This is a genomic window from Thermus brockianus (assembly GCF_021462505.1).
Classification (GTDB): Bacteria; Deinococcota; Deinococci; order Deinococcales; family Thermaceae; genus Thermus; species Thermus hydrothermalis.
On record NZ_JAKEDV010000007.1, the window covers coordinates 18,599 to 35,715 of the forward strand.

Below are 17,117 nucleotides of genomic sequence, written 5' to 3' on the forward strand. Positions count from 1 at the left end.
GTGAGGACCCTAGGCCATATCACCGCCATGCCCGTGCTCCCGGGGCCCCTACAGGGCTTGCGGGAGCTTGCGTATAACCTTTGGTGGAGCTGGAATCCGGAGGCGGCGGAGCTATTCCAAGAAATAGATCCTTTGCTCTGGAAGCGCTTCCGGGGTAACCCGGTGAAGCTCCTCTTGGAGGTGGACCCGGCCCGCCTCGAGGCCCTCTCCGGCACCAGCTACCCCGCCCGGGTGGAGGCGGTGGTGGGCGCCCTGCGCCGCTACCTGGAGGAAAGGCGGGCCAAACGGGGCCCCAGCGTGGCCTATTTCTCCGCCGAGTACGGCTTCCATAGCTCCTTGCCCATCTACTCCGGGGGGCTTGGGGTCTTGGCCGGGGACCACATCAAGGCGGCCAGCGACCAGGGCCTGGACCTCTTGGGGGTGGGGATCTTCTACCACGAGGGGTACTTTCACCAGCGCCTTTCCCCCGAAGGGGCCCAGGTGGAGGTGTACGAGCCCTTGCACCCCGAAGCCCTTCCCCTCCTTCCCGTGCAGGACCCCGAGGGGCGGCCCCTAAGGGTGGGCCTGGATCTGCCGGGAAGGAGGCTTCTCCTTGGGGCTTACCGGGTCCAGGTGGGGGCGGTGCCCGTCTACCTCCTCACCGCCAACCTGCCGGAAAACGCCCCCGAGGACCGGGCCATCACCGCCAGGCTCTATGCCCCGGGCTTGGAGATGCGCCTTTTGCAGGAGATGGTCCTGGGGATTGGGGGAGTGAGGCTATTGCGCGCCTTGGGCCTTTCGCCCCAGGTCTTCCACATGAACGAGGGCCACTCCGCTTTTCTGGGACTGGAAAGGCTTCGGGAGCTCCTTTCGGAGGGGCATCCTTTCCCCGTGGCCTTGGAGAGGGTCCGGGCCGGGGCCCTTTTCACCACCCATACCCCCGTGCCCGCCGGCCACGACGCCTTTCCCCTGGACCTGGTGGAGCGTTACCTGGGGGGCTTCTTTGCGGGGCTTGGGGTGGGGTGGGAGGCGCTTTTGGCCTTGGGCCTCGAGGAGAAGCCTTGGGGGAAGGTCTTCTCCATGTCCAAGCTGGCCCTTTCCACCAGCGCCCAGGCCAACGGGGTCTCCCGCCTCCATGGGGAGGTTTCCCGCCGGATGTTCCACCACCTCTGGCCCGAGCTCCTGCCCGAGGAGGTGCCCATCGGCCATGTGACCAACGGCGTGCACACCTGGACCTTCCTCCACCCCCGCCTCCGCCGCCACTACGCCGAGGTCTTCGGCCCCGAGTGGCTCAAGCGCCCGGAGGACCCCGCCACCTGGAAGGTGGAGGGGTTGGGGGAGGAGTTTTGGCGCATCCACCAAGAGCTCCGGGGCGACCTGGTGCGGGAGGTGCGTAGGCGGCTTTACGAGCAGCGCCGCCGCAACGGGGAAAGCCCAAGCCGCCTGCGCGAGGCGGAAAGGGCCTTGGACACGGAAGCCCTCACCATTGGCTTCGCCCGCCGCTTCGCCACCTACAAGCGGGCGGTCCTCCTCTTCAAGGACCCAGAAAGGCTTCTTAAGATCGTGCGGGGGCCCTACCCGGTCCAGTTTGTCTTCGCCGGCAAAGCCCACCCCAAGGACGAGCCGGGAAAGGCGTACCTGCAGGAGCTGGTGGCCAAGATCCGGGAGCTCGGCCTCGAGGACCGCATGGTGGTCCTGGAGGACTACGATATGTACCTGGCCCGCGTCCTGGTCCACGGCTCGGACGTCTGGCTCAACACCCCCCGGCGCCCCATGGAGGCCTCCGGGACGAGCGGCATGAAGGCCGCTTTGAACGGGGCCCTTAACCTGAGCGTGCTGGACGGCTGGTGGGCCGAGGCCTATAACGGCAAGAACGGCTTCGCCATCGGGGACGAACGCACCTACGAGAACGAGGAGGCCCAGGACATGGCGGACGCCCAGGCCCTTTACGACGTCCTGGAGTCCGAGGTCCTCCCCCTCTTCTACGCCGTGGGGTCCGAAGGGTACTCCTCTGGCTGGCTTTCCATGGTCCACGAGAGCCTGCGCACCGTGGGACCCCGCTTCAGCGCCGCCCGCATGGTGGCGGAGTACGCAGCGCTTTACCAAACCGGGAAGGCTTGGTCCGAGCGCGCCGCCCTAGAGGCGGAAGCCCTTAAGGCCTTCCACGAAGCCCTCCCCGCCTTCTTCGCCTTGGGCCTCGAGGTGGAGGTGCCGGGGGACCTCACCCTGAACGGCACCCCCATGCGGGTGCGGGCCTGGGTGAAGGGGGAGGTGCCCGAGGCCTTAAGGCCCTTTTTGGGGGTGGAGCTCGTGGTGCGCCGGGGGGATGGGGCCTTCTGGGTGGTGCCCTTGGCGCCGGAGGGGGACGGCTACGGCCTGGCCTACCGTCCTCCCCGTCCCGGGAGCTACGCCTATGGGGTGCGCCTGGCCTTGAGGCACCCCGTCACCGGCCGGGTGGGGTGGGTGCGCTGGGCCTAGGCTTGCTATAATCTTCCGGTGTACGCAAGGAGGTATGCGATGAAGAAGCTTTTTGTGCTTATAGGCCTTTTGGCGCTTTCCCTGGGGTTTGCCCAGGTGCGGAGCTTGGACCAGATCCGGCGCTCGGGGGAGATCCGCATCGGCACGGAAGGGGCTTTCCCCCCGTTCAACTACTTTGACGAGAAGAACCAGCTTACCGGCTTTGAGGTTGAGCTGGGCAACGCCATCGCCAAGAAGCTGGGCCTGAAGCCGGTCTGGATCACCCAGGCCTTTGACAGCCTCCTCATCCAGCTCAACCAGGGCCGCTTTGACTTCGTCATCGCCTCCCACGGCATCACCGAGGAGCGGGCCAAGGCGGTGGACTTCACCAACCCCCACTACTGCACGGGCGGGGTCATCGTGAGCCGGAAGGGAGGCCCTAAGACGGCCAAGGACCTCCAGGGCAAGGTGGTGGGGGTGCAGATCGGCACCACCTACATGGAGGCGGCGCAGAAGATCCCCGGAGTCAAGCAGGTGCGCACCTACCAGAAGGATCCGGACGCCCTCCAAGACCTCCTGGCAGGCCGCTTGGACGCCTGGATTACCGACCGCTTCGTGGCCAAGGAGGCCATCAAGGAGAGGAAGCTGGAGAACACCCTGCAACTGGGGGAGCTGGTTTTCCAGGAGAGGGTGGCCATGGCGGTGGCCAAGGGCAACAAGAGCCTCCTGAACGCCCTCAACAACGCCCTGTCCGAGCTGATGAAGGACGGCACCTACGCGCAGATCTCCAAGAAGTGGTTTGGGGAGGACGTGCGCTGCAAGTAGCCCGTATTTGACCCAAGGGCCGAGCGCCCTTGGGGTTTTCTTCTGCCTATGCCCCTTTGGCTGCGCCTCGTTTTGCTGCTAGCCCTCCTCCTTGGAGGGTACGTCCTCTTCTTCGCCCTTTTGGGGGTAGCCCTGGAGCGCTACTTCCTCCTCACGGGCTTCGGCCCGGAGCGGGCGGCCTCCGCCAGCCAGGCCATGGCCCTGGGGGCGGAGATTACCTTGAAGCTCACCCTGATCTCGGGCCTGGCCGGCCTCGTCATCGGCGTCTTCGCCGGGATGTTCCGGCTTTCCTCCCGGGCTTGGGTGCGGCTTCCCGCCACCTTTTACATCTGGGTCACCCGGGGCACCCCCCTTTTGGTCCAGATCCTCTTCGCCTACAACGCCCTGCCCCTCTTGCTCCAGCCCCTCTGGCCCGAGGCCCAGCAGGCCCTCACCCCTTACTGGGCGGCCTTCATCGCCCTTTCCTTCAACGTGGGGGCCTACAACGCCGAGGTGGTGCGGGCGGGGATCCAGGCCATTCCCAAGGGGCAGTGGGAGGCGGCGTGGTCCTTGGGCCTTTCCCCGGCGGACACCATGCGCTTTGTGGTCCTGCCCCAGGCCTTAAGGATCGTGGTGCCCCCCTTGGTGAACAACGTGGTGGCGCTCCTCAAGGACTCCTCCCTGGCCAGCGCCATCGCCCTAACGGAGCTCGCCCTTTCCGGGCAAAGGATCATCTCCGCCACCTTTCGCCCGGTGGAGGTCTACCTGGCGGTGGCCGCCATCTACCTCCTCCTCACCACGGTGCTCACCGCCTTTACCAACCAGCTGGAGGTGCGCCTAAAGGTGCGCACGCGTTAGGGCTTGCTATGGGGTAGCTACCCCGGGTATACTGCCCTCGGCGCAAAGGAGGTGCATGGATATGCGTATAACGCGTGGGTTGCTTGCGGGAATGGTCCTGCTGGGCCTCGGCCTAGCCCAGGAGTTTATCACCATCGGTTCGGGTTCCACCACGGGGGTTTACTTCCCGGTGGCCACCGGCATGGCCAAGCTGGTGAACGACGCCAACGTGGGGATTAGGGCCAACGCCCGCTCCACCGGGGGAAGCGTGGCCAACATCAACGCTATCGCCGCCGGGGAGTTTGAGATGGCCCTGGCCCAGAACGACATCGCCTACTACGCCTACCAGGGGTGCTGCATCCCTGCCTTTGAGGGCAAGCCGGTGAAGGGGATCCGGGCCCTGGCCGCCCTCTACCCCGAGGTCATCCACATCGTGGCCCGCGCCGATGCCGGGATCCGCACGGTGGCGGACCTCAAGGGCAAGCGGGTGGTGGTGGGGGACGTGGGCTCCGGCACGGAGCAGAACGCCCGGCAGGTCCTCGAGGCCTACGGCCTCCGCTTTGAGGACCTGGGCCAGGCCATCCGGGTGAGCGCCACCCAGGGGATCCAGCTCATGCAGGACAAGCGGGCGGACGCCCTCTTCTACACCGTGGGCCTGGGGGCAAGCGCCATCCAGCAACTCGCCCTCACCACCCCCATCACCCTGGTGGCGGTGGACCTGGCCAAGGTGCAGGCCATCGCCAAGAAGTACCCCTTCTACGTGGGCTTCAACATCCCGGGGGGCACCTACAAGGGCGTGGACGTGACCACCCCCACGGTGGCGGTTCAGGCCATGCTCATCGCCTCGGAGAAGCTTTCCGCCGACACCGTGTACAAGTTCATGAAAGCCGTCTTCGGCAACCAGGAGGCCTTCAAGAAGATCCACCCCAACCTGGAGCGCTTCTTTAGCCTGCAGAAGGCGGTGAGGGGCCTGCCCATTCCCCTGCACCCTGGGGCGGAGCGCTTCTACAAGGAGCTAGGGGTCTTGAAGTAGGCTTAAGGCCGTACCCAGGGGGCCCCGCCCGGGGCCCCCTTTGCCTGGCGGCGAAGGAGGGAGGATGACGGACGCCAACCTTTTGGTGGAGGAAAGCGAGCTTGGGGGAAGGCGCCCTAAGGGGGTGGGCCGCTTTCTCCTCTTGGGCCTAGGGGTGGCCTGGAGCCTTTTCCAGCTTTGGGCCACGGAGGTGGGCACCCTGGACCCCATGCGGCTCAGGGCGGTCCACCTGGCCTTTGCCCTGGCCCTGGCCTTTTTGGCCTACCCGGGAAGGCGGGGGCCCAAGGAGCGCATTCCCCTTCTGGACTGGGCCCTGGCCCTTCTGGGGGTGGCGGGGGCCCTTTACGTGGTGGTGGACTACTACGGCATCACCCAGCTTCGGGGCGGCATCCCGAGCGGAAGGGACGTGGCCTTTGGCACCCTCACCCTCTTGGTCCTCTTCCTCGCCGCCTGGCGGGTGGTGGGGCCCGCCCTGCCCATCATCGCCTCGGTCTTTGTCCTCTACGCCCTCACCGGGCCCAAGGGCCTCCTGCCCTTCACCCTGCCCCCTTGGCTCCAACTCCATGCCGGAAGCCAGTGGGGGCAACTGGTGGGCCAGCTCTACACCACCGCCGAGGGCATCTGGGGGGTGCCCCTAGGGGTTTCCGCCACCTTTGTCTTCCTCTTCGTCCTCTTTGGGGCCCTGCTGGAGAAGGCGGGTGCGGGGCACTTCTTCATCCAGGCGGCCTATGGCCTTTTGGGCCATTTCCGCGGGGGGCCGGCCAAGGCGGCGGTGGTGGCGAGCGCCCTCACGGGGGTGGTTTCCGGAAGCTCGGTGTCCAACGTGGTCACCACCGGGACCTTCACCATTCCCCTCATGAAGCGGGTGGGCTACCCCCCGGAGAAGGCGGGGGCGGTGGAGGTGGCGAGCTCCTCCAACGGCCAGCTCATGCCTCCCGTCATGGGGGCGGCGGCCTTCATCATGGCGGAGTTTTTGAATATTCCCTATAGCCAGCTCATCCTCATCGCCCTCATCCCCGCCCTGCTCGCCTACGCCACCCTGTTCATCACCGTGCACCTCGAGGCCCTCCGCCTCGGCCTCCAGGGGGTGCCCCGCTCCGAGCTTCCCCCCTTGGCCCCCGTGCTCCGCTCGGGGGCGCACTACCTCCTGCCCCTCGCCTACCTCATCTACGCCCTGGTGGGGCTTCGGCTTACCCCGGAGCGGGCCGCCTTGAACACCCTCTTCCTCATGGCCCTCCTCATCCTCCTCCAGGAGGCTTGGCGGGCGTGGCGGGGCGGGGCGGGCCTGGGCTTTGGCCTTGCGCGGGGGGTGAGGCTCCTCGTGGAGGGCCTCGAGGCGGGGGCTCGGGGCATGGTGGGCATCGCCCTGGCCACGGCCAGCGCCGGGGTCATTGTGGGCATCGTCACCATGACCGGGATCGGCTTCGGCCTCACGGACATCGTGGAGAGGCTTTCCGGGGGGAACCTGCTCCTCGTCCTCATCCTGGCGCAGCTCACGAGCCTCCTTTTGGGCATGGGCCTCCCCACCACGGCCAACTACATCGTCATGGCCTCCTTGGTGGTGCCCGTGGTCCTCACCCTGGCGGAAAAGGCGGGCTACCCCGTGCCCCCCGTGGCCGCCCACATGTTCGTCTTCTACTTCGGCATCATGGCCGACTCCACGCCCCCCGTGGCCCTGGCCGCCTACGCGGCGAGCGCCATCGCCAAGAGCGACTTCTGGAAAACGGCGGTCCAGGGCTTCGTGTACGAGCTTCGCACCGCCCTTCTCGCCTACATGTTCTTCTTCAACCCCAAGCTCCTCCTCCTCGGGGTAGAAAGCCCCCTGGAGGGGGCCTGGATCGTCCTCACCGCCCTCCTGGGCATGACCGCCTTTAGCGCAAGCCTCGTGGGCTTCCTGCACAAGAGGACGAACCTCTTGGAGAGGGCCTTGCTCATGGGGGCCGCCTTGACCCTGGTGGTGCCGGGCCTCCTCACGGACCTGGTGGGCTTTGGCCTTTTGGCCTTTACCTATCTCCTCCAGCGGGTGCGAAAATGAGGGCGGTGGCACCCATCATCCGCATTCGGAACCTGCACAAGTGGTTTGGTTCCCTGCACGTGCTCAAGGGGATTGACCTGGAGGTGGCCCCGGGGGAGAAGCTCGTCATCATCGGCCCTTCGGGCTCGGGAAAGAGCACCCTGATCCGCTGCATCAACCGCCTGGAGGACTTCCAGGAGGGGGAGGTGGTGGTGGATGGGCTTAACGTGAAGGACGAGCGCGCCTTAAGGGAGGTGCGGCGGGAGGTGGGGATGGTCTTCCAGCAGTTCAACCTCTTCCCCCACATGACGGTCTTGGAGAACATCACCCTGGCCCCCATCCGGGTGCGGGGCTGGTCCAGGGAGAGGGCGGAGCGGAAGGCCTTGGAGCTCTTGGAGCGGGTGGGGATTCTGGACCAGGCGCGGAAGTATCCGGCGGAGCTTTCCGGGGGGCAGCAGCAACGGGTGGCCATTGCGCGGGCCTTGGCCATGGAGCCCAAGGTGATGCTGTTTGACGAGCCCACGAGCGCCCTGGACCCGGAGATGGTGGGGGAGGTGTTGGACGTGATGCGGGACCTGGCGCGGGGCGGGATGACGATGCTGGTGGTGACGCACGAGATGGGGTTTGCCCGGGAGGTGGCGGACCGGGTGGTGTTCATGGACCGGGGGCAGGTGGTGGAGGAGGGGAGGCCGGAGGAGATCTTCACCAGGCCCAAGGAGGAGAGGACCCGGGCCTTTTTGGATAGGGTCCTGCACCACTAGCCCGTGGAAGCGTGGCTTCGGGCCCTTAAGGCTTTGGCCGACCCCCGGGCCCCTTGGCCCGAGCGCCGGAAGGGGCTATGGCTTTACGCCCTTTCCCTTTTGGCCCTGCAGGGCGCTTTCCTCCTCCTTCTTTCGCCTTTTATGCCTCGGGCGGACCACCCCCTCCTTTGGGGCCTGGCCCTCTTGGGGGGCGGGTGGTTGCTTTGGCTTGGGGAAAGGGCTTGGAAGGACAAGACCCCCCTTTCCCCCCTGGTGGCGGCGGGGTTTGGGGCCTCCTTGGCCTTCTTCCTGGGGGTGATGGGGCTCCTTCTAAGGCCCTTTGGGCTTGGGCTTTGGCTCCTTGGAGGGGTGGGCTTTTACCTCCTCCTTAGGCGGGCCGAGGCGGCCTTGGGGCGAGGAGGTGGGGGAGGTCTTTGAGGCGGGGGCGGGCCAGGGCTTGGATCTCCCGAAGCCTTTCCTGGGCCCGCTGCTTTCCGAGGGTATAGACCAAGGGGAGCTTCTCGTGGTCAAAGGTGTCTATGGGGAAGGGGGGGTCTAGGGAGAGGACGAGGTCCGCCTCCTGGAGGGCCAGCGCCTTAAGCCGCCTGCGGCTCGCTTCCCCGGCCAGGAGGGCGGCCTCGAGGGCCGTCCGGGGGGGCGTTTGGGGCGGCGGGTTGGACACGTCCACCGCCACCACCTTCGGGAAGAGGGCCTTGGCCGCCCGCACGGGCACCTTCTCCGCCACGTCCCCGTCCACGAGGAGCTTTCCCTTCCACTCCACCGGGGGAAAGAGCCCGGGGATGGCGGCGCTGGCCAGGACCGCCTTCCACACCGGGCCTTCCCGCAGGACCACCGCCTCCCCCGTGAGGAGGTCCGCCGTTTGGATGGCGAGGGGGATGGGGCTGTCCTCGAGGCGGGCGTCCCCGAAGAGGCGCTTTAGGCCCTCCGCTACCCGGGAGGTGTCCGTGAGGGCTTGCCGCCTTAGGGCGGAGAAGAGGCGGGCCAGGAGGCGGAGGTTTCCCGCACGCCGCAAATCCGCTATGTTCTCGTCAAAGACCGCCTGGTGCACCTTCCAGGGGTCCTTGTGGCCAAAGGCCCAGGCGCAAGCGGCCAAGGCGCCGGCGGAGCTTCCCGCCAGGCCCCGGATGGGGATGCCCGCCTCCTCCAAGACCGCAAGCACCCCCAGGTGGGCGTACCCCCGCACGCCCCCACCGCCCAAGGCCAAGGCCACGCCCTTCATTCTGTATAGCCAAGGCCCAGTTCCTGCCCCTCGCGGATGAGCTCGTTTAGCAGCTCTTGGCCTTTCTTCCTGGACGCCTCCAGGTAGGCCAAGAGATCCTTGGCCAGGACCCGCCGATGGGTCCCCACCTTGCGGTAGGGGATTTCCCCTTCTTCTAGAAGGCGAACGAGATAGGGCCGGGAAACCCCAAGGAGTTCCGCCGCCTGGCTGGTGGTGAGCTCGGCCTCCAAGGGAACGATCCGCACGGGTTCATTTCGGAGGAGGGCCTCTAAGAGGTCTTTCAGAAGCTGGGCGAGCTCGGGGGTAAGGACCAGGGAAACCTCTTCCAAGTGCAAGACCTTTCCGGGGGTTAACCGCTCCCGGAACCGGCGAAGGTCTTCGTGGGAAGTTTGGGTTGCAAAGAGCACACCGCTCATGGTGTACGCAGCGTACCATATAAACGAAATAAACGCAATAGCGCTAAAGCTCGGAAGCAAACGCGCGCAGGAGCCCAGCGAACTCCGTCAATCCCGCCTTTCTCAGGCTTTCCAGGAACGCAGGCGCATCTAACGGAGGGTTCCGCAGTTGACCTCTCTGATTGCGTAGAATTTTGAGGATTGCCCCTGGTATGGCGTTTTCCCGAATCAAAGCTTCGGCCAGTTCTACCAAGAATGCGTCAGGGTGGAGGGCTACGAGGTCAAAGCGGGCTAAATCTTCTTCTGGAAAGTCATGGAGATTAAAGGTGAGGATGGCTTCTGCCCCTCCCCAATGGGCGGCGGCCACCACGTGGCGGTCGTTCTCGTCGGGAAGGCGCACTTGGGGCACCAGGTGTTCATAGCCCTCCACGAGGGGTTCATAGGGTTTCAATAGCGACTCCATTATGGTCGGTGTGGCCTTAACCCGCTCCACCTGTCCGGGTCCTAAACCGGGCCGCTTTTGTAGGAAGTTTCGGATCCACTCCTCGTGTACCCGTCGGCTCCACTTGAGCCGCACCAGGCCTTCTAGGGCTAGCCCCATGAAGAGATCCCGCGTTTGGGTGGGGTATAGGACGCAAGCGTCTAGGAAAACGATGCGGGGTAGCATGGCCCAATTCTAAAGCTGCTGTACACTATTCCCATGCGGCCTGACCTTTCCCGGGTGCCGGGGGTGCTGGGGGAGATTGCCCGGAAGCGGGCTAAGGAGGTGGCCCCGTACCCCCTGCCCGTTCCTCCGCCCGCACCCTCCTTTAGGGAGGCCCTCCTCCTTCCTGGCCTTTCCCTCATCGCCGAGGTGAAGAAGGAAAGCCCCTCCGAAGGGGCCATCCGGCAGGTGGACCCCGTGGAGGCGGCTAGGGCCTACGCCCGAGGGGGTGCCCGGGCCATCAGCGTCCTCACCGAGCCCCACCATTTTGGGGGGAGCCTTTTGGACCTGGAGCGGGTGCGCCAGGGGGTGGCCCTTCCCCTCCTGCGCAAGGACTTCGTGGTGGACCCCTTCATGCTGGAGGAGGCCCGGGCCTTTGGGGCGAGCGCCGTCCTCCTCATCGTGGCGGTGCTGGGGGAGCTCACGGGGGCTTACCTGGAGCGGGCGAGGGCCTTGGGGCTGGACGCTCTGGTGGAGGTGCACACGGAAAGGGAGCTGGAGGTGGCCCTCGAGGCCGGGGCGGAGATCCTCGGCATCAACAACCGCGACCTCGCCACCTTGCGCATAGACCTGGCCACCGCCCCCCGTCTGGGCCGGCTGGCCCGGGAGCGGGGGTTTGGGGGTGTCCTGGTGGCGGAGTCGGGCTATGGCCGGCGGGAGGAGCTCAAGGCCTTGGAAGGGCTTTTTGATGCGGTCCTCATCGGCACGAGCCTCATGCGCAAACCCGACCTGGAGGGGGCGGTGCGGGAGCTTGTAGGATAGCCCCATGCTGGTCATCCCCGCGGTGGACCTCAAGGGGGGCCGGGCGGTGCGGCTTTACGAGGGCCGCCCGGAGGCGGAAACCGCCTACGGCGACCCGGTGGCGGCGGCCCTTCGTTGGCAGGAAGAGGGGGCGAGGCTTTTGCACCTCGTAGACCTGGACCGGGCCTTGGGCACGGGGGATAACCGCGAGGCCCTTTCCCAAATCGCCCAGGCCCTTGCCGTGCCCTTCCAGGTGGGCGGAGGGATCCGCTCCTTAGAGGCCTTGGAGGAGGTGCTCTCCTTGGGAGCAAGCCGGGCGGTGGTGGGTACCGTGGCGGTGAAAAACCCCCCCCTCCTGGAAAGGATGCTTTCCCTAGCGGGCCCGGAGCGGCTGGCCCTGGCCTTGGATGCCCGGGGGCTTGAGGTGGTGGTTTCGGGCTGGCAGGAGGCCACGCTCCTTTCCGCCCTAGACCTCCTCAGGGACTGGGCGGCCATGGGGGTGCGGACCGTCATCTACACGGACGTGCGCCGGGACGGGACGCTTAGGGGCCTGGACCTCGAGGTGGTGGCCCGGGTGCGGGAGGCCTGGCCCCATGCCCTCATCGCCGGGGGCGGGATTGCGGGGCCCGAGGACCTTTGGGGCCTAAAGCGCCTAGGGGTAGAAGGGGCCTTGGTGGGGAAGGCGCTTTACGAGGGGAGGGTCCGGCTCAGGGACTTCGCCGTATCCTGAGGGGAGTATGAAGCTCGTCCACTGGACCTTTCTCCTGGTAAGCCTCGGCGTGGCCGGGGCGGGGCTTTACCTGTACCTCACCTACCCCTTCCTGGTAGTGCCCACCCCGTGGGGGCCTAGGCCCCTTTACCTCGTCCTCCCCACCGCCTACGCCCTGGGCTTCGTGGTGGGGGGGCTCTACGCCCTGGCCCTCTGGCTTTCCGGCCTGGGGGCCCGGCGGGTCCTCCTGCGGGAGGTGCGGCGGCTCCAGGGGGAGGTGAACGCCCTAAAGCGGGAGCGGATTGAGGAGATCCCCCGCATCCCCGACCGGGAAGAGCCATGAGGGAAAGGGTCCGCTGGCGCCTCCTTCCCCTGCCCCCCGTCCCCGAGTGGCTTGGCCTCATGGAGGCCTTCGGGGTGGGGCCCGAGGCCGCCTTGGCCTACTGGCACCGGGGGGTGAGGCGGCGGGAGGACCTCGTGCCTTCCCTTACCCGGCTTCCCCTCAAGGGCCTCGAGGAGGCGGCCGAGCTTTTAGCGCAGGCGCTAAAGGAAGGCAAGCGCATCCGCATCCACGGGGACTACGACGCCGATGGCCTCACGGGAACGGCCATCCTGGTGCGGGGGCTTCGGGCCCTAGGGGCCAAGGTCCACCCCTTTATCCCCCACCGCCTGGAGGAGGGCTACGGCGTCCTCATGGACCGCATCCCCGAGCACCTGGAGGCGGCGGACGTTTTCGTCACCGTGGATTGCGGCATCGCCAACCACGCCGAGCTCCGGGAGCTTGTGGAAAACGGGGTGGAGGTCCTGGTCACCGACCACCATACCCCCAAGGAAACCCCGCCCCCGGGCCTGGTGGTCCACCCCGCCTACACCCCGGGGCTAGGGGAGCACCCCACGGGGGCGGGGGTGGCCTTTTCCCTCCTCTGGGCGCTCCACGAGCGCCTGGGGCTACCGCCCCCTTTGGCCTACGCCGATTTGGCGGCGGTGGGCACCATCGCCGACGTGGCCCCCCTCTGGGGGTGGAACCGGGCCCTGGTGCGGGAGGGATTAGCCCGGCTTTCCACCTCCAGGTGGGTGGGCTTACGCCTCCTCGCCCAGGCGGTGGGCTACACGGGGAAGGCGGTGGAGGTGGCCTTCCGCATCGGCCCCCGCATCAACGCCGCAAGCCGCCTGGGAGAGGCGGAGAAAGCGCTCAACCTCCTCCTTACGGATAGCGAGGCGGAGGCCCAGGCTTTGGTGGAGGAGCTCAACCGCCTCAACGCCCGCCGCCAGGCCATAGAGGAGGAGATGCTAAAGCGCCTTCTCCCCAAGGCCGACCCTGAGGCCAAGGCCATCGTCCTAAGGGACCCGGAAGGCCACCCCGGGGTGATGGGCATCGTGGCGAGCCGGATCCTCGAGGCCACCTGGCGCCCCGTCTTCTTGGTGGCGCAGGGCAAGGGCACGGTGCGAAGCCTCCCGCCCATCAGCGCCGTGGGGGCCCTTAAGGAGGCGGAAGACCTCCTCGTCCGTTTTGGCGGCCACAGGGAGGCGGCGGGCTTCGCCCTGGACGAGGCCCGCTTCCCCGAGTTCCAAAGGCGGATAGAAGCCTACGCCGCCCGCTTCCCCGACCCCGTGCAGGAGGTGCCCTTGCTTGGGCCTTTGCCCCCGCTTTCCCAGTTGCCCTCCCTTTACCGGGCCCTTTCCGCCCTGGAGCCCTTCGGGGCCGGGAACCCTGAGCCCCTTTTCCTGCTTGCGGGAAGCCCCGAGGAGGTGAGGACCATGGGGGAGGGCAAGCACCTTTCCTTCCGGCTCCAAGGGGTGCGGGTGGTGGCCTGGCGCATGGGGGAGAAGGGGGTGCCGAGCCCCGTGGAGGCGGCGGTGCTCCTCACGGAAAACCGCTTCAATGGCACCGTGAGCTACGAGGCCCAGGCCCAGGACTTCCGGGTGCCGGGGGAGCTTCTTGGCGAGGCCGAGCCCTTCGCCTTCCCCCTTTCCCTGGAGGAGGCCCTGGCCCGGGCCCGGATGGGGGAGGGGGTGTACGTGCCCGAGGAGAACCTGGAGGGGCTGGCCTACGCCAGGCGGCAGGGCTTCCGCCTTCTCCCTCCGGAGGAGGCCTCCCTTTGGCTCGGCCTTCCCCCTTACCCAGTGGCCCAGAAGCGGGTGGAGGTGGCCTTGGGGAGCGAAACCAAGAGGCGGCTGGAAAGGCCCCCCGTTTTGGAAACCCCCGGAGAGGCCCTTAGGGCGCACGTGGCCAAGAGGCTCCTCTTCGCCTACGAGAGGCGGCACCCGGGCCTTTTCAGCGAGGCCCTTTGGGCGTACTGGGAGGTGAGCCGTGTACAAGCAACCGCGGGAAGCCCATGAGGCCTGGATCTATACCCAGGCCTACCGGGTCTACGGGATGATCTACCTGGTGCCGGGCTCGGGCACCGCCGATCTCTTGAACCAGGAAAGGGTCTACCTGCCGGTGACGGGGGCCCTCATCTATACCCCGGGGTACCTCCACCCTCCCGAGGCCAAGGACCTGAAGGCCAGCACGGGCTTTTTGGCCTTGAGAAAGGAGCGGATCCAGTGGGCGGTGGGAGGAAGACTGGCGGAGCCCCGCACGAGCCCCGCCCTTTTGGAGAGGCGGTCTTTGGCCTTCCTTTTTGGGGACTACCTCTTGGCGGGGGAGCTTCTTGTGCCCCGGGGGGTTAGGCTTTCCGACCACCTTTCCCAGGCCAAGCCCTTTCAGACCCTCCTCGAGGCCCGCCTCTACCTCCTCCGCCCCGACCGTCCCATCGTGGACCTGGAGCCGGTGGAACGCTTCCCCTTCGTCACGCTAAACCTGCGCCTGGCCGAGGCGGTGGCCGAGGCGCCCGGGGAGGCCCACGACCCCCGCCTCACCCTATTTGGCTGAGGGCTTCCCGGATCCTTTCCGCCTGCTCCAGGTTTTCCTTAAGCCTAGCCTCCTCCGCCGCCACCACCTCCTTGGGGGCTTTCTCCCGGAACCCGGGGGCGGAGAGCTTCTTTCGGCTCCTTTCCGCCAGCTCTAGGAGTTCTTTGAGCCGCTTCTCCTGCCGGCGCTTCCACTCCTCCACGTCCAGGAGGCCCTCCAGGGGCATCCGGGCCGTGACCTTGGGTAGGGCCTTGACCAAGGCCCTTTCCGGCTTCGCCGTAAGGAGCTCGGCCCGGGCCAGGAAGCGGAAGACCTCCAGGTTTTCCCCCACGGGCGCCGTTTCCCCTTCCAGGTAGACCCCCACCTCCTGCCCCGGGGGAAGCCCCGCCTCGGCCCTTAGGGCCCGCACCGCCGTCACCGCTTGCTTTAGGGCCTCAAAGGCCCTCTCGGCCTCCTCGTCCCTCTCTCCAGGCTCGGGCCAGGCCTCGAGGGCGAGCTCCTCCTTGCCCGTGAGGGCCAGGTAGAGCTCGCTGGTGAGGAAGGGCATCATGGGGTGGAGGAGCTTGAGGAGGGTGGCGAGGGCCTCCTCCAGGGTCTTTAGGGTGTGGGCGTTCCCCCGCTTGAGGGCGGGCTTGCTGGCCTCCAGGTACCAGTCGCAGAACTCGCTCCAGACGAGCTCGTAGACCTCCCGGGCCGCCTGGGCCAGGTCCAGGGCCTCGTAGAGGGCGGTGATCTCCTCCACGCCCCGGCTTAGGCGGCTTCGCATGAAGCGGTCCGCCAGGGTGGGGGCGTCCTCCTTGGCCTGGAAGCCTTCCCGGGAGAGGAGGACAAAGCGGGCGGCGTTATAGAGCTTGTTGGCGAAGTTGCGGGCCATCTCCAGCCAGCGGGGGTCTAGCCTTATGTCCTGTCCCCCCGTGGCCAAATAGAGGAGGGCGAAGCGAAGGGCGTCGGCCCCGTAGCGCGCCACCAGCTCCAGGGGGTCTATCGTGTTCCCCTTGGACTTGGACATCTTCTGGCCCTTTTCGTCCAGGAAAAGGCCGTGGAGGAGCACGGTCTTGAAGGGCCTTTCCCCCATGAAGTGGTAGCCGGAGACCTCCATGCGGGAGACCCAGAGGAAGAGGATGTCGTACCCCGTGACCAGGACGTCCCCGGGGTAGAAGGCCTTGAGGTCCTCCGTTTCCTCGGGCCAGCCCAAAGTGGAGAGGGGCCAAAGGGCCGAGGAGAACCAGGTGTCAAACACGTCCTCGTCCCGCTTGAGCCTGGGGCTTCCGCAGGCCTCGCAGGCCGTGGGGTCTTCCAGGTAGCGCTCGGGGCGGGGGACGTGGATGGCCCCGCATTCCTCGCAGTACCAGGCGGGGATCTGGTGGCCCCACCAAAGCTGGCGGGAGATGTTCCAGTCCTTTACGTTCCTAAGCCAGTCTAGGTTGACCTTTTTCCAGCGCTCGGGCACGAAGGCGATATCCCCCCGCTCCAGGCCCTGGATGACCTTCTCCGCCAGGGGCTTCATGGAAAGCCACCACTGGGGGAAGATGGCGTACTCAATGGGGGTGCCGCAGCGGGAGCAGGTGGCGAGGGCGATGGTGTAGTCCTCCTCCTTCACCAGGTGCCCCGCCTCCCGGAAAAGCTCCACCGCCTTCCTGCGGGCCTCAAAGCGGTCCAGGCCCCTGAGGGCCTCGGGTACCCGCTCGCCTTCCATCTTCCCTTCCAGGTTGATGACGGAAACGGGCTCTAGGCCGTGCCGCTCCCCGATCTCGTAGTCCAGGGGGTCGTGGGCCGGGGTGACCTTGAGGGCCCCGGTGCCGAACTCCTTCTCCACGGCGGGGTCGGCGAGGATGGGGATCCAGATCTCCGTGAGGGGGATCCGGGCCCTTTTGCCGATGAGGTGCCGGTAGCGCTCGTCCTCGGGGTGGACGGCGATGGCCTGGTCGGCGAAGACGGTTTCGGGACGGACGGTGGCGATCTCAATGAAGCCACCCCCCTCCACCTCGTAGCGCAGGGTGTAGAGCTTGCCCGGGGTGGGCTCGGTTTCCACCTCGAGGTCGGAAAGCGTGGTCTCGCACCGGGGGCACCAGTTCACGAGGCGGGGCGCCCGGTAGGCCAGGCCCTCGTGGTAGTAGCGGGAAAAGGCGTAGCGCACCGCCTTGGAGCGCTTCTCGTCCATGGTGAAGGCCTCCCGGCTCCAGTCGGCGCTGGCCCCAAGGCGCTTCAGTTGCTTCAGGATGGTCCCCCCCGACGCCTCCTTCCACTCCCAAACCCGCTTTAGGAAGGCCTCCCGGCCCAGGTCGTGCCGGGTTTTGCCCTCCTTGAGGAGGAGGCGCTCCACCACCACCTGGGTGGCGATCCCGGCGTGGTCGGTGCCGGGGAGCCAGACCGCCTCGTAGCCCCGCATGCGCTTGTAACGGATGAGGGCGTCCTGGAGGGAGTTGTCCAGGGCGTGGCCCATGTGCAGGGAGCCCGTGACGTTGGGGGGCGGCATGAAGATGACGAAGGGGGGTTTGCCGCTTTTGGGGTTGGCCACGAAGGGGTTATTCGCCCACTTCTCCGCCCACTTGGGTTCCACCGCTTTGGGATCGTAGGCCTTGGGTAGGTCCATGCTACCCATCACTTTACC

The 17,117-nt window shown here is 66.9% G+C and carries 16 protein-coding genes; 12 read left to right on the forward strand and 4 right to left on the reverse strand.

The annotated features are described in order from the left end of the window. The 7 genes from glgP to LXN00_RS09325 all read left to right on the forward strand — a co-directional run bounded on the left by glgP (position 1) and on the right by LXN00_RS09325 (position 8,302). Entirely contained in the window at positions 1-2,457 is a 2,457-nt protein-coding gene (glgP, locus tag LXN00_RS09295; protein WP_234507580.1) for an alpha-glucan family phosphorylase, read from the forward strand. A gap of 39 nt (positions 2,458-2,496) precedes the next feature. Beyond that, positions 2,497-3,261, forward strand: coding sequence for an ABC transporter substrate-binding protein (locus tag LXN00_RS09300; protein WP_234507582.1), 765 nt, complete (start codon positions 2,497-2,499; stop codon positions 3,259-3,261). Between the two features lie 48 nt (positions 3,262-3,309). Beyond that, on the forward strand, positions 3,310-4,098 hold the full coding sequence (locus LXN00_RS09305) for an amino acid ABC transporter permease (protein ID WP_234507584.1): 789 nt from the start codon (positions 3,310-3,312) through the stop codon (positions 4,096-4,098). A 61-nt stretch (positions 4,099-4,159) separates the two neighbouring features. Beyond that, positions 4,160-5,110 (forward strand): TAXI family TRAP transporter solute-binding subunit, encoded by a 951-nt coding sequence (locus LXN00_RS09310; RefSeq protein ID WP_234507586.1) that lies wholly within the window; start codon positions 4,160-4,162, stop codon positions 5,108-5,110. 64 nt (positions 5,111-5,174) lie between these two features. Continuing rightward, positions 5,175-7,145 carry a TRAP transporter permease gene (locus tag LXN00_RS09315; protein WP_234507588.1) on the forward strand — a complete coding sequence of 657 codons (1,971 nt, stop codon included), beginning with the start codon at positions 5,175-5,177 and terminating at the stop codon, positions 7,143-7,145. Continuing rightward, positions 7,142-7,885 carry an amino acid ABC transporter ATP-binding protein gene (locus tag LXN00_RS09320; protein WP_267962774.1) on the forward strand — a complete coding sequence of 248 codons (744 nt, stop codon included), beginning with the start codon at positions 7,142-7,144 and terminating at the stop codon, positions 7,883-7,885. Before LXN00_RS09315 ends, LXN00_RS09320 begins: the two co-directional genes overlap by 4 nt. Positions 7,886-7,888: 3 nt before the next feature. Continuing rightward, on the forward strand, positions 7,889-8,302 hold the full coding sequence (locus tag LXN00_RS09325; RefSeq protein WP_234507591.1) for a hypothetical protein: 414 nt from the start codon (positions 7,889-7,891) through the stop codon (positions 8,300-8,302). Here the strand turns inward: LXN00_RS09325 and LXN00_RS09330 are convergent. The 3 genes from LXN00_RS09330 to LXN00_RS09340 form a co-directional block, all read right to left on the reverse strand. Next, positions 8,253-9,104 carry a patatin-like phospholipase family protein gene (locus LXN00_RS09330; protein WP_234507593.1) on the reverse strand — a complete coding sequence of 284 codons (852 nt, stop codon included), beginning with the start codon at positions 9,102-9,104 and terminating at the stop codon, positions 8,253-8,255. The two genes, LXN00_RS09325 and LXN00_RS09330, sit on opposite strands and share 50 nt — an antisense overlap. Beyond that, positions 9,101-9,433: a helix-turn-helix domain-containing protein gene (locus LXN00_RS09335; protein ID WP_234507595.1), complete on the reverse strand. Its 333-nt coding sequence runs from the start codon at positions 9,431-9,433 to the stop codon at positions 9,101-9,103. Before LXN00_RS09335 ends, LXN00_RS09330 begins: the two co-directional genes overlap by 4 nt. 130 nt (positions 9,434-9,563) lie before the next feature. Continuing rightward, the gene (locus LXN00_RS09340) at positions 9,564-10,166 is read right to left on the reverse strand and encodes a PIN domain-containing protein (RefSeq protein ID WP_234507597.1); all 603 of its coding nucleotides are present in this window, start codon (positions 10,164-10,166) and stop codon (positions 9,564-9,566) included. A 33-nt stretch (positions 10,167-10,199) separates the two neighbouring features. On the opposite strand from LXN00_RS09340, the gene trpC reads away from it, so the two are divergent. From trpC to LXN00_RS09365, 5 genes are read left to right on the forward strand one after another with little or no spacing between them, the layout of a single operon-like run. Further along, entirely contained in the window at positions 10,200-10,964 is a 765-nt protein-coding gene (trpC, locus tag LXN00_RS09345) for an indole-3-glycerol phosphate synthase TrpC (protein ID WP_234507600.1), read from the forward strand. Between the two features lie 4 nt (positions 10,965-10,968). Next, positions 10,969-11,673 (forward strand): 1-(5-phosphoribosyl)-5-[(5-phosphoribosylamino)methylideneamino]imidazole-4-carboxamide isomerase, encoded by a 705-nt coding sequence (hisA, locus tag LXN00_RS09350; protein WP_234507601.1) that lies wholly within the window; start codon positions 10,969-10,971, stop codon positions 11,671-11,673. Between the two features lie 7 nt (positions 11,674-11,680). Further along, the gene (locus tag LXN00_RS09355) at positions 11,681-11,995 is read left to right on the forward strand and encodes a hypothetical protein (RefSeq protein ID WP_234507603.1); all 315 of its coding nucleotides are present in this window, start codon (positions 11,681-11,683) and stop codon (positions 11,993-11,995) included. Beyond that, positions 11,992-13,992 (forward strand): single-stranded-DNA-specific exonuclease RecJ, encoded by a 2,001-nt coding sequence (locus tag LXN00_RS09360; RefSeq protein WP_234507605.1) that lies wholly within the window; start codon positions 11,992-11,994, stop codon positions 13,990-13,992. Before LXN00_RS09355 ends, LXN00_RS09360 begins: the two co-directional genes overlap by 4 nt. Further along, positions 13,964-14,527, forward strand: coding sequence for a hypothetical protein (locus LXN00_RS09365; protein WP_234507606.1), 564 nt, complete (start codon positions 13,964-13,966; stop codon positions 14,525-14,527). Before LXN00_RS09360 ends, LXN00_RS09365 begins: the two co-directional genes overlap by 29 nt. On the opposite strand, the gene LXN00_RS09370 is transcribed toward LXN00_RS09365, so the two are convergent. Further along, positions 14,511-17,099, reverse strand: coding sequence for a valine--tRNA ligase (locus LXN00_RS09370; protein WP_234507608.1), 2,589 nt, complete (start codon positions 17,097-17,099; stop codon positions 14,511-14,513). The two genes, LXN00_RS09365 and LXN00_RS09370, sit on opposite strands and share 17 nt — an antisense overlap. Positions 17,100-17,117: the final 18 nt, after the last annotated feature.

Excerpts from the sequence above, each read along its gene's own strand:
- LXN00_RS09370 (WP_234507608.1), bottom strand. The coding sequence starts at position 17,099 with ATGGACCTACCCAAGGCCTACGATCCCAAAGCGGTGGAACCCAAGTGG.
- LXN00_RS09310 (WP_234507586.1), top strand. The coding sequence starts at position 4,160 with ATGCGTATAACGCGTGGGTTGCTTGCGGGAATGGTCCTGCTGGGCCTC.
- LXN00_RS09340 (WP_234507597.1), bottom strand. The coding sequence starts at position 10,166 with ATGCTACCCCGCATCGTTTTCCTAGACGCTTGCGTCCTATACCCCACC.
- hisA (WP_234507601.1), top strand. The coding sequence starts at position 10,969 with ATGCTGGTCATCCCCGCGGTGGACCTCAAGGGGGGCCGGGCGGTGCGG.
- LXN00_RS09315 (WP_234507588.1), top strand. The coding sequence starts at position 5,175 with ATGACGGACGCCAACCTTTTGGTGGAGGAAAGCGAGCTTGGGGGAAGG.
- trpC (WP_234507600.1), top strand. The coding sequence starts at position 10,200 with ATGCGGCCTGACCTTTCCCGGGTGCCGGGGGTGCTGGGGGAGATTGCC.
- LXN00_RS09320 (WP_267962774.1), top strand. The coding sequence starts at position 7,142 with ATGAGGGCGGTGGCACCCATCATCCGCATTCGGAACCTGCACAAGTGG.
- LXN00_RS09360 (WP_234507605.1), top strand. The coding sequence starts at position 11,992 with ATGAGGGAAAGGGTCCGCTGGCGCCTCCTTCCCCTGCCCCCCGTCCCC.
- LXN00_RS09330 (WP_234507593.1), bottom strand. The coding sequence starts at position 9,104 with ATGAAGGGCGTGGCCTTGGCCTTGGGCGGTGGGGGCGTGCGGGGGTAC.
- LXN00_RS09355 (WP_234507603.1), top strand. The coding sequence starts at position 11,681 with ATGAAGCTCGTCCACTGGACCTTTCTCCTGGTAAGCCTCGGCGTGGCC.
- LXN00_RS09305 (WP_234507584.1), top strand. The coding sequence starts at position 3,310 with ATGCCCCTTTGGCTGCGCCTCGTTTTGCTGCTAGCCCTCCTCCTTGGA.
- LXN00_RS09300 (WP_234507582.1), top strand. The coding sequence starts at position 2,497 with ATGAAGAAGCTTTTTGTGCTTATAGGCCTTTTGGCGCTTTCCCTGGGG.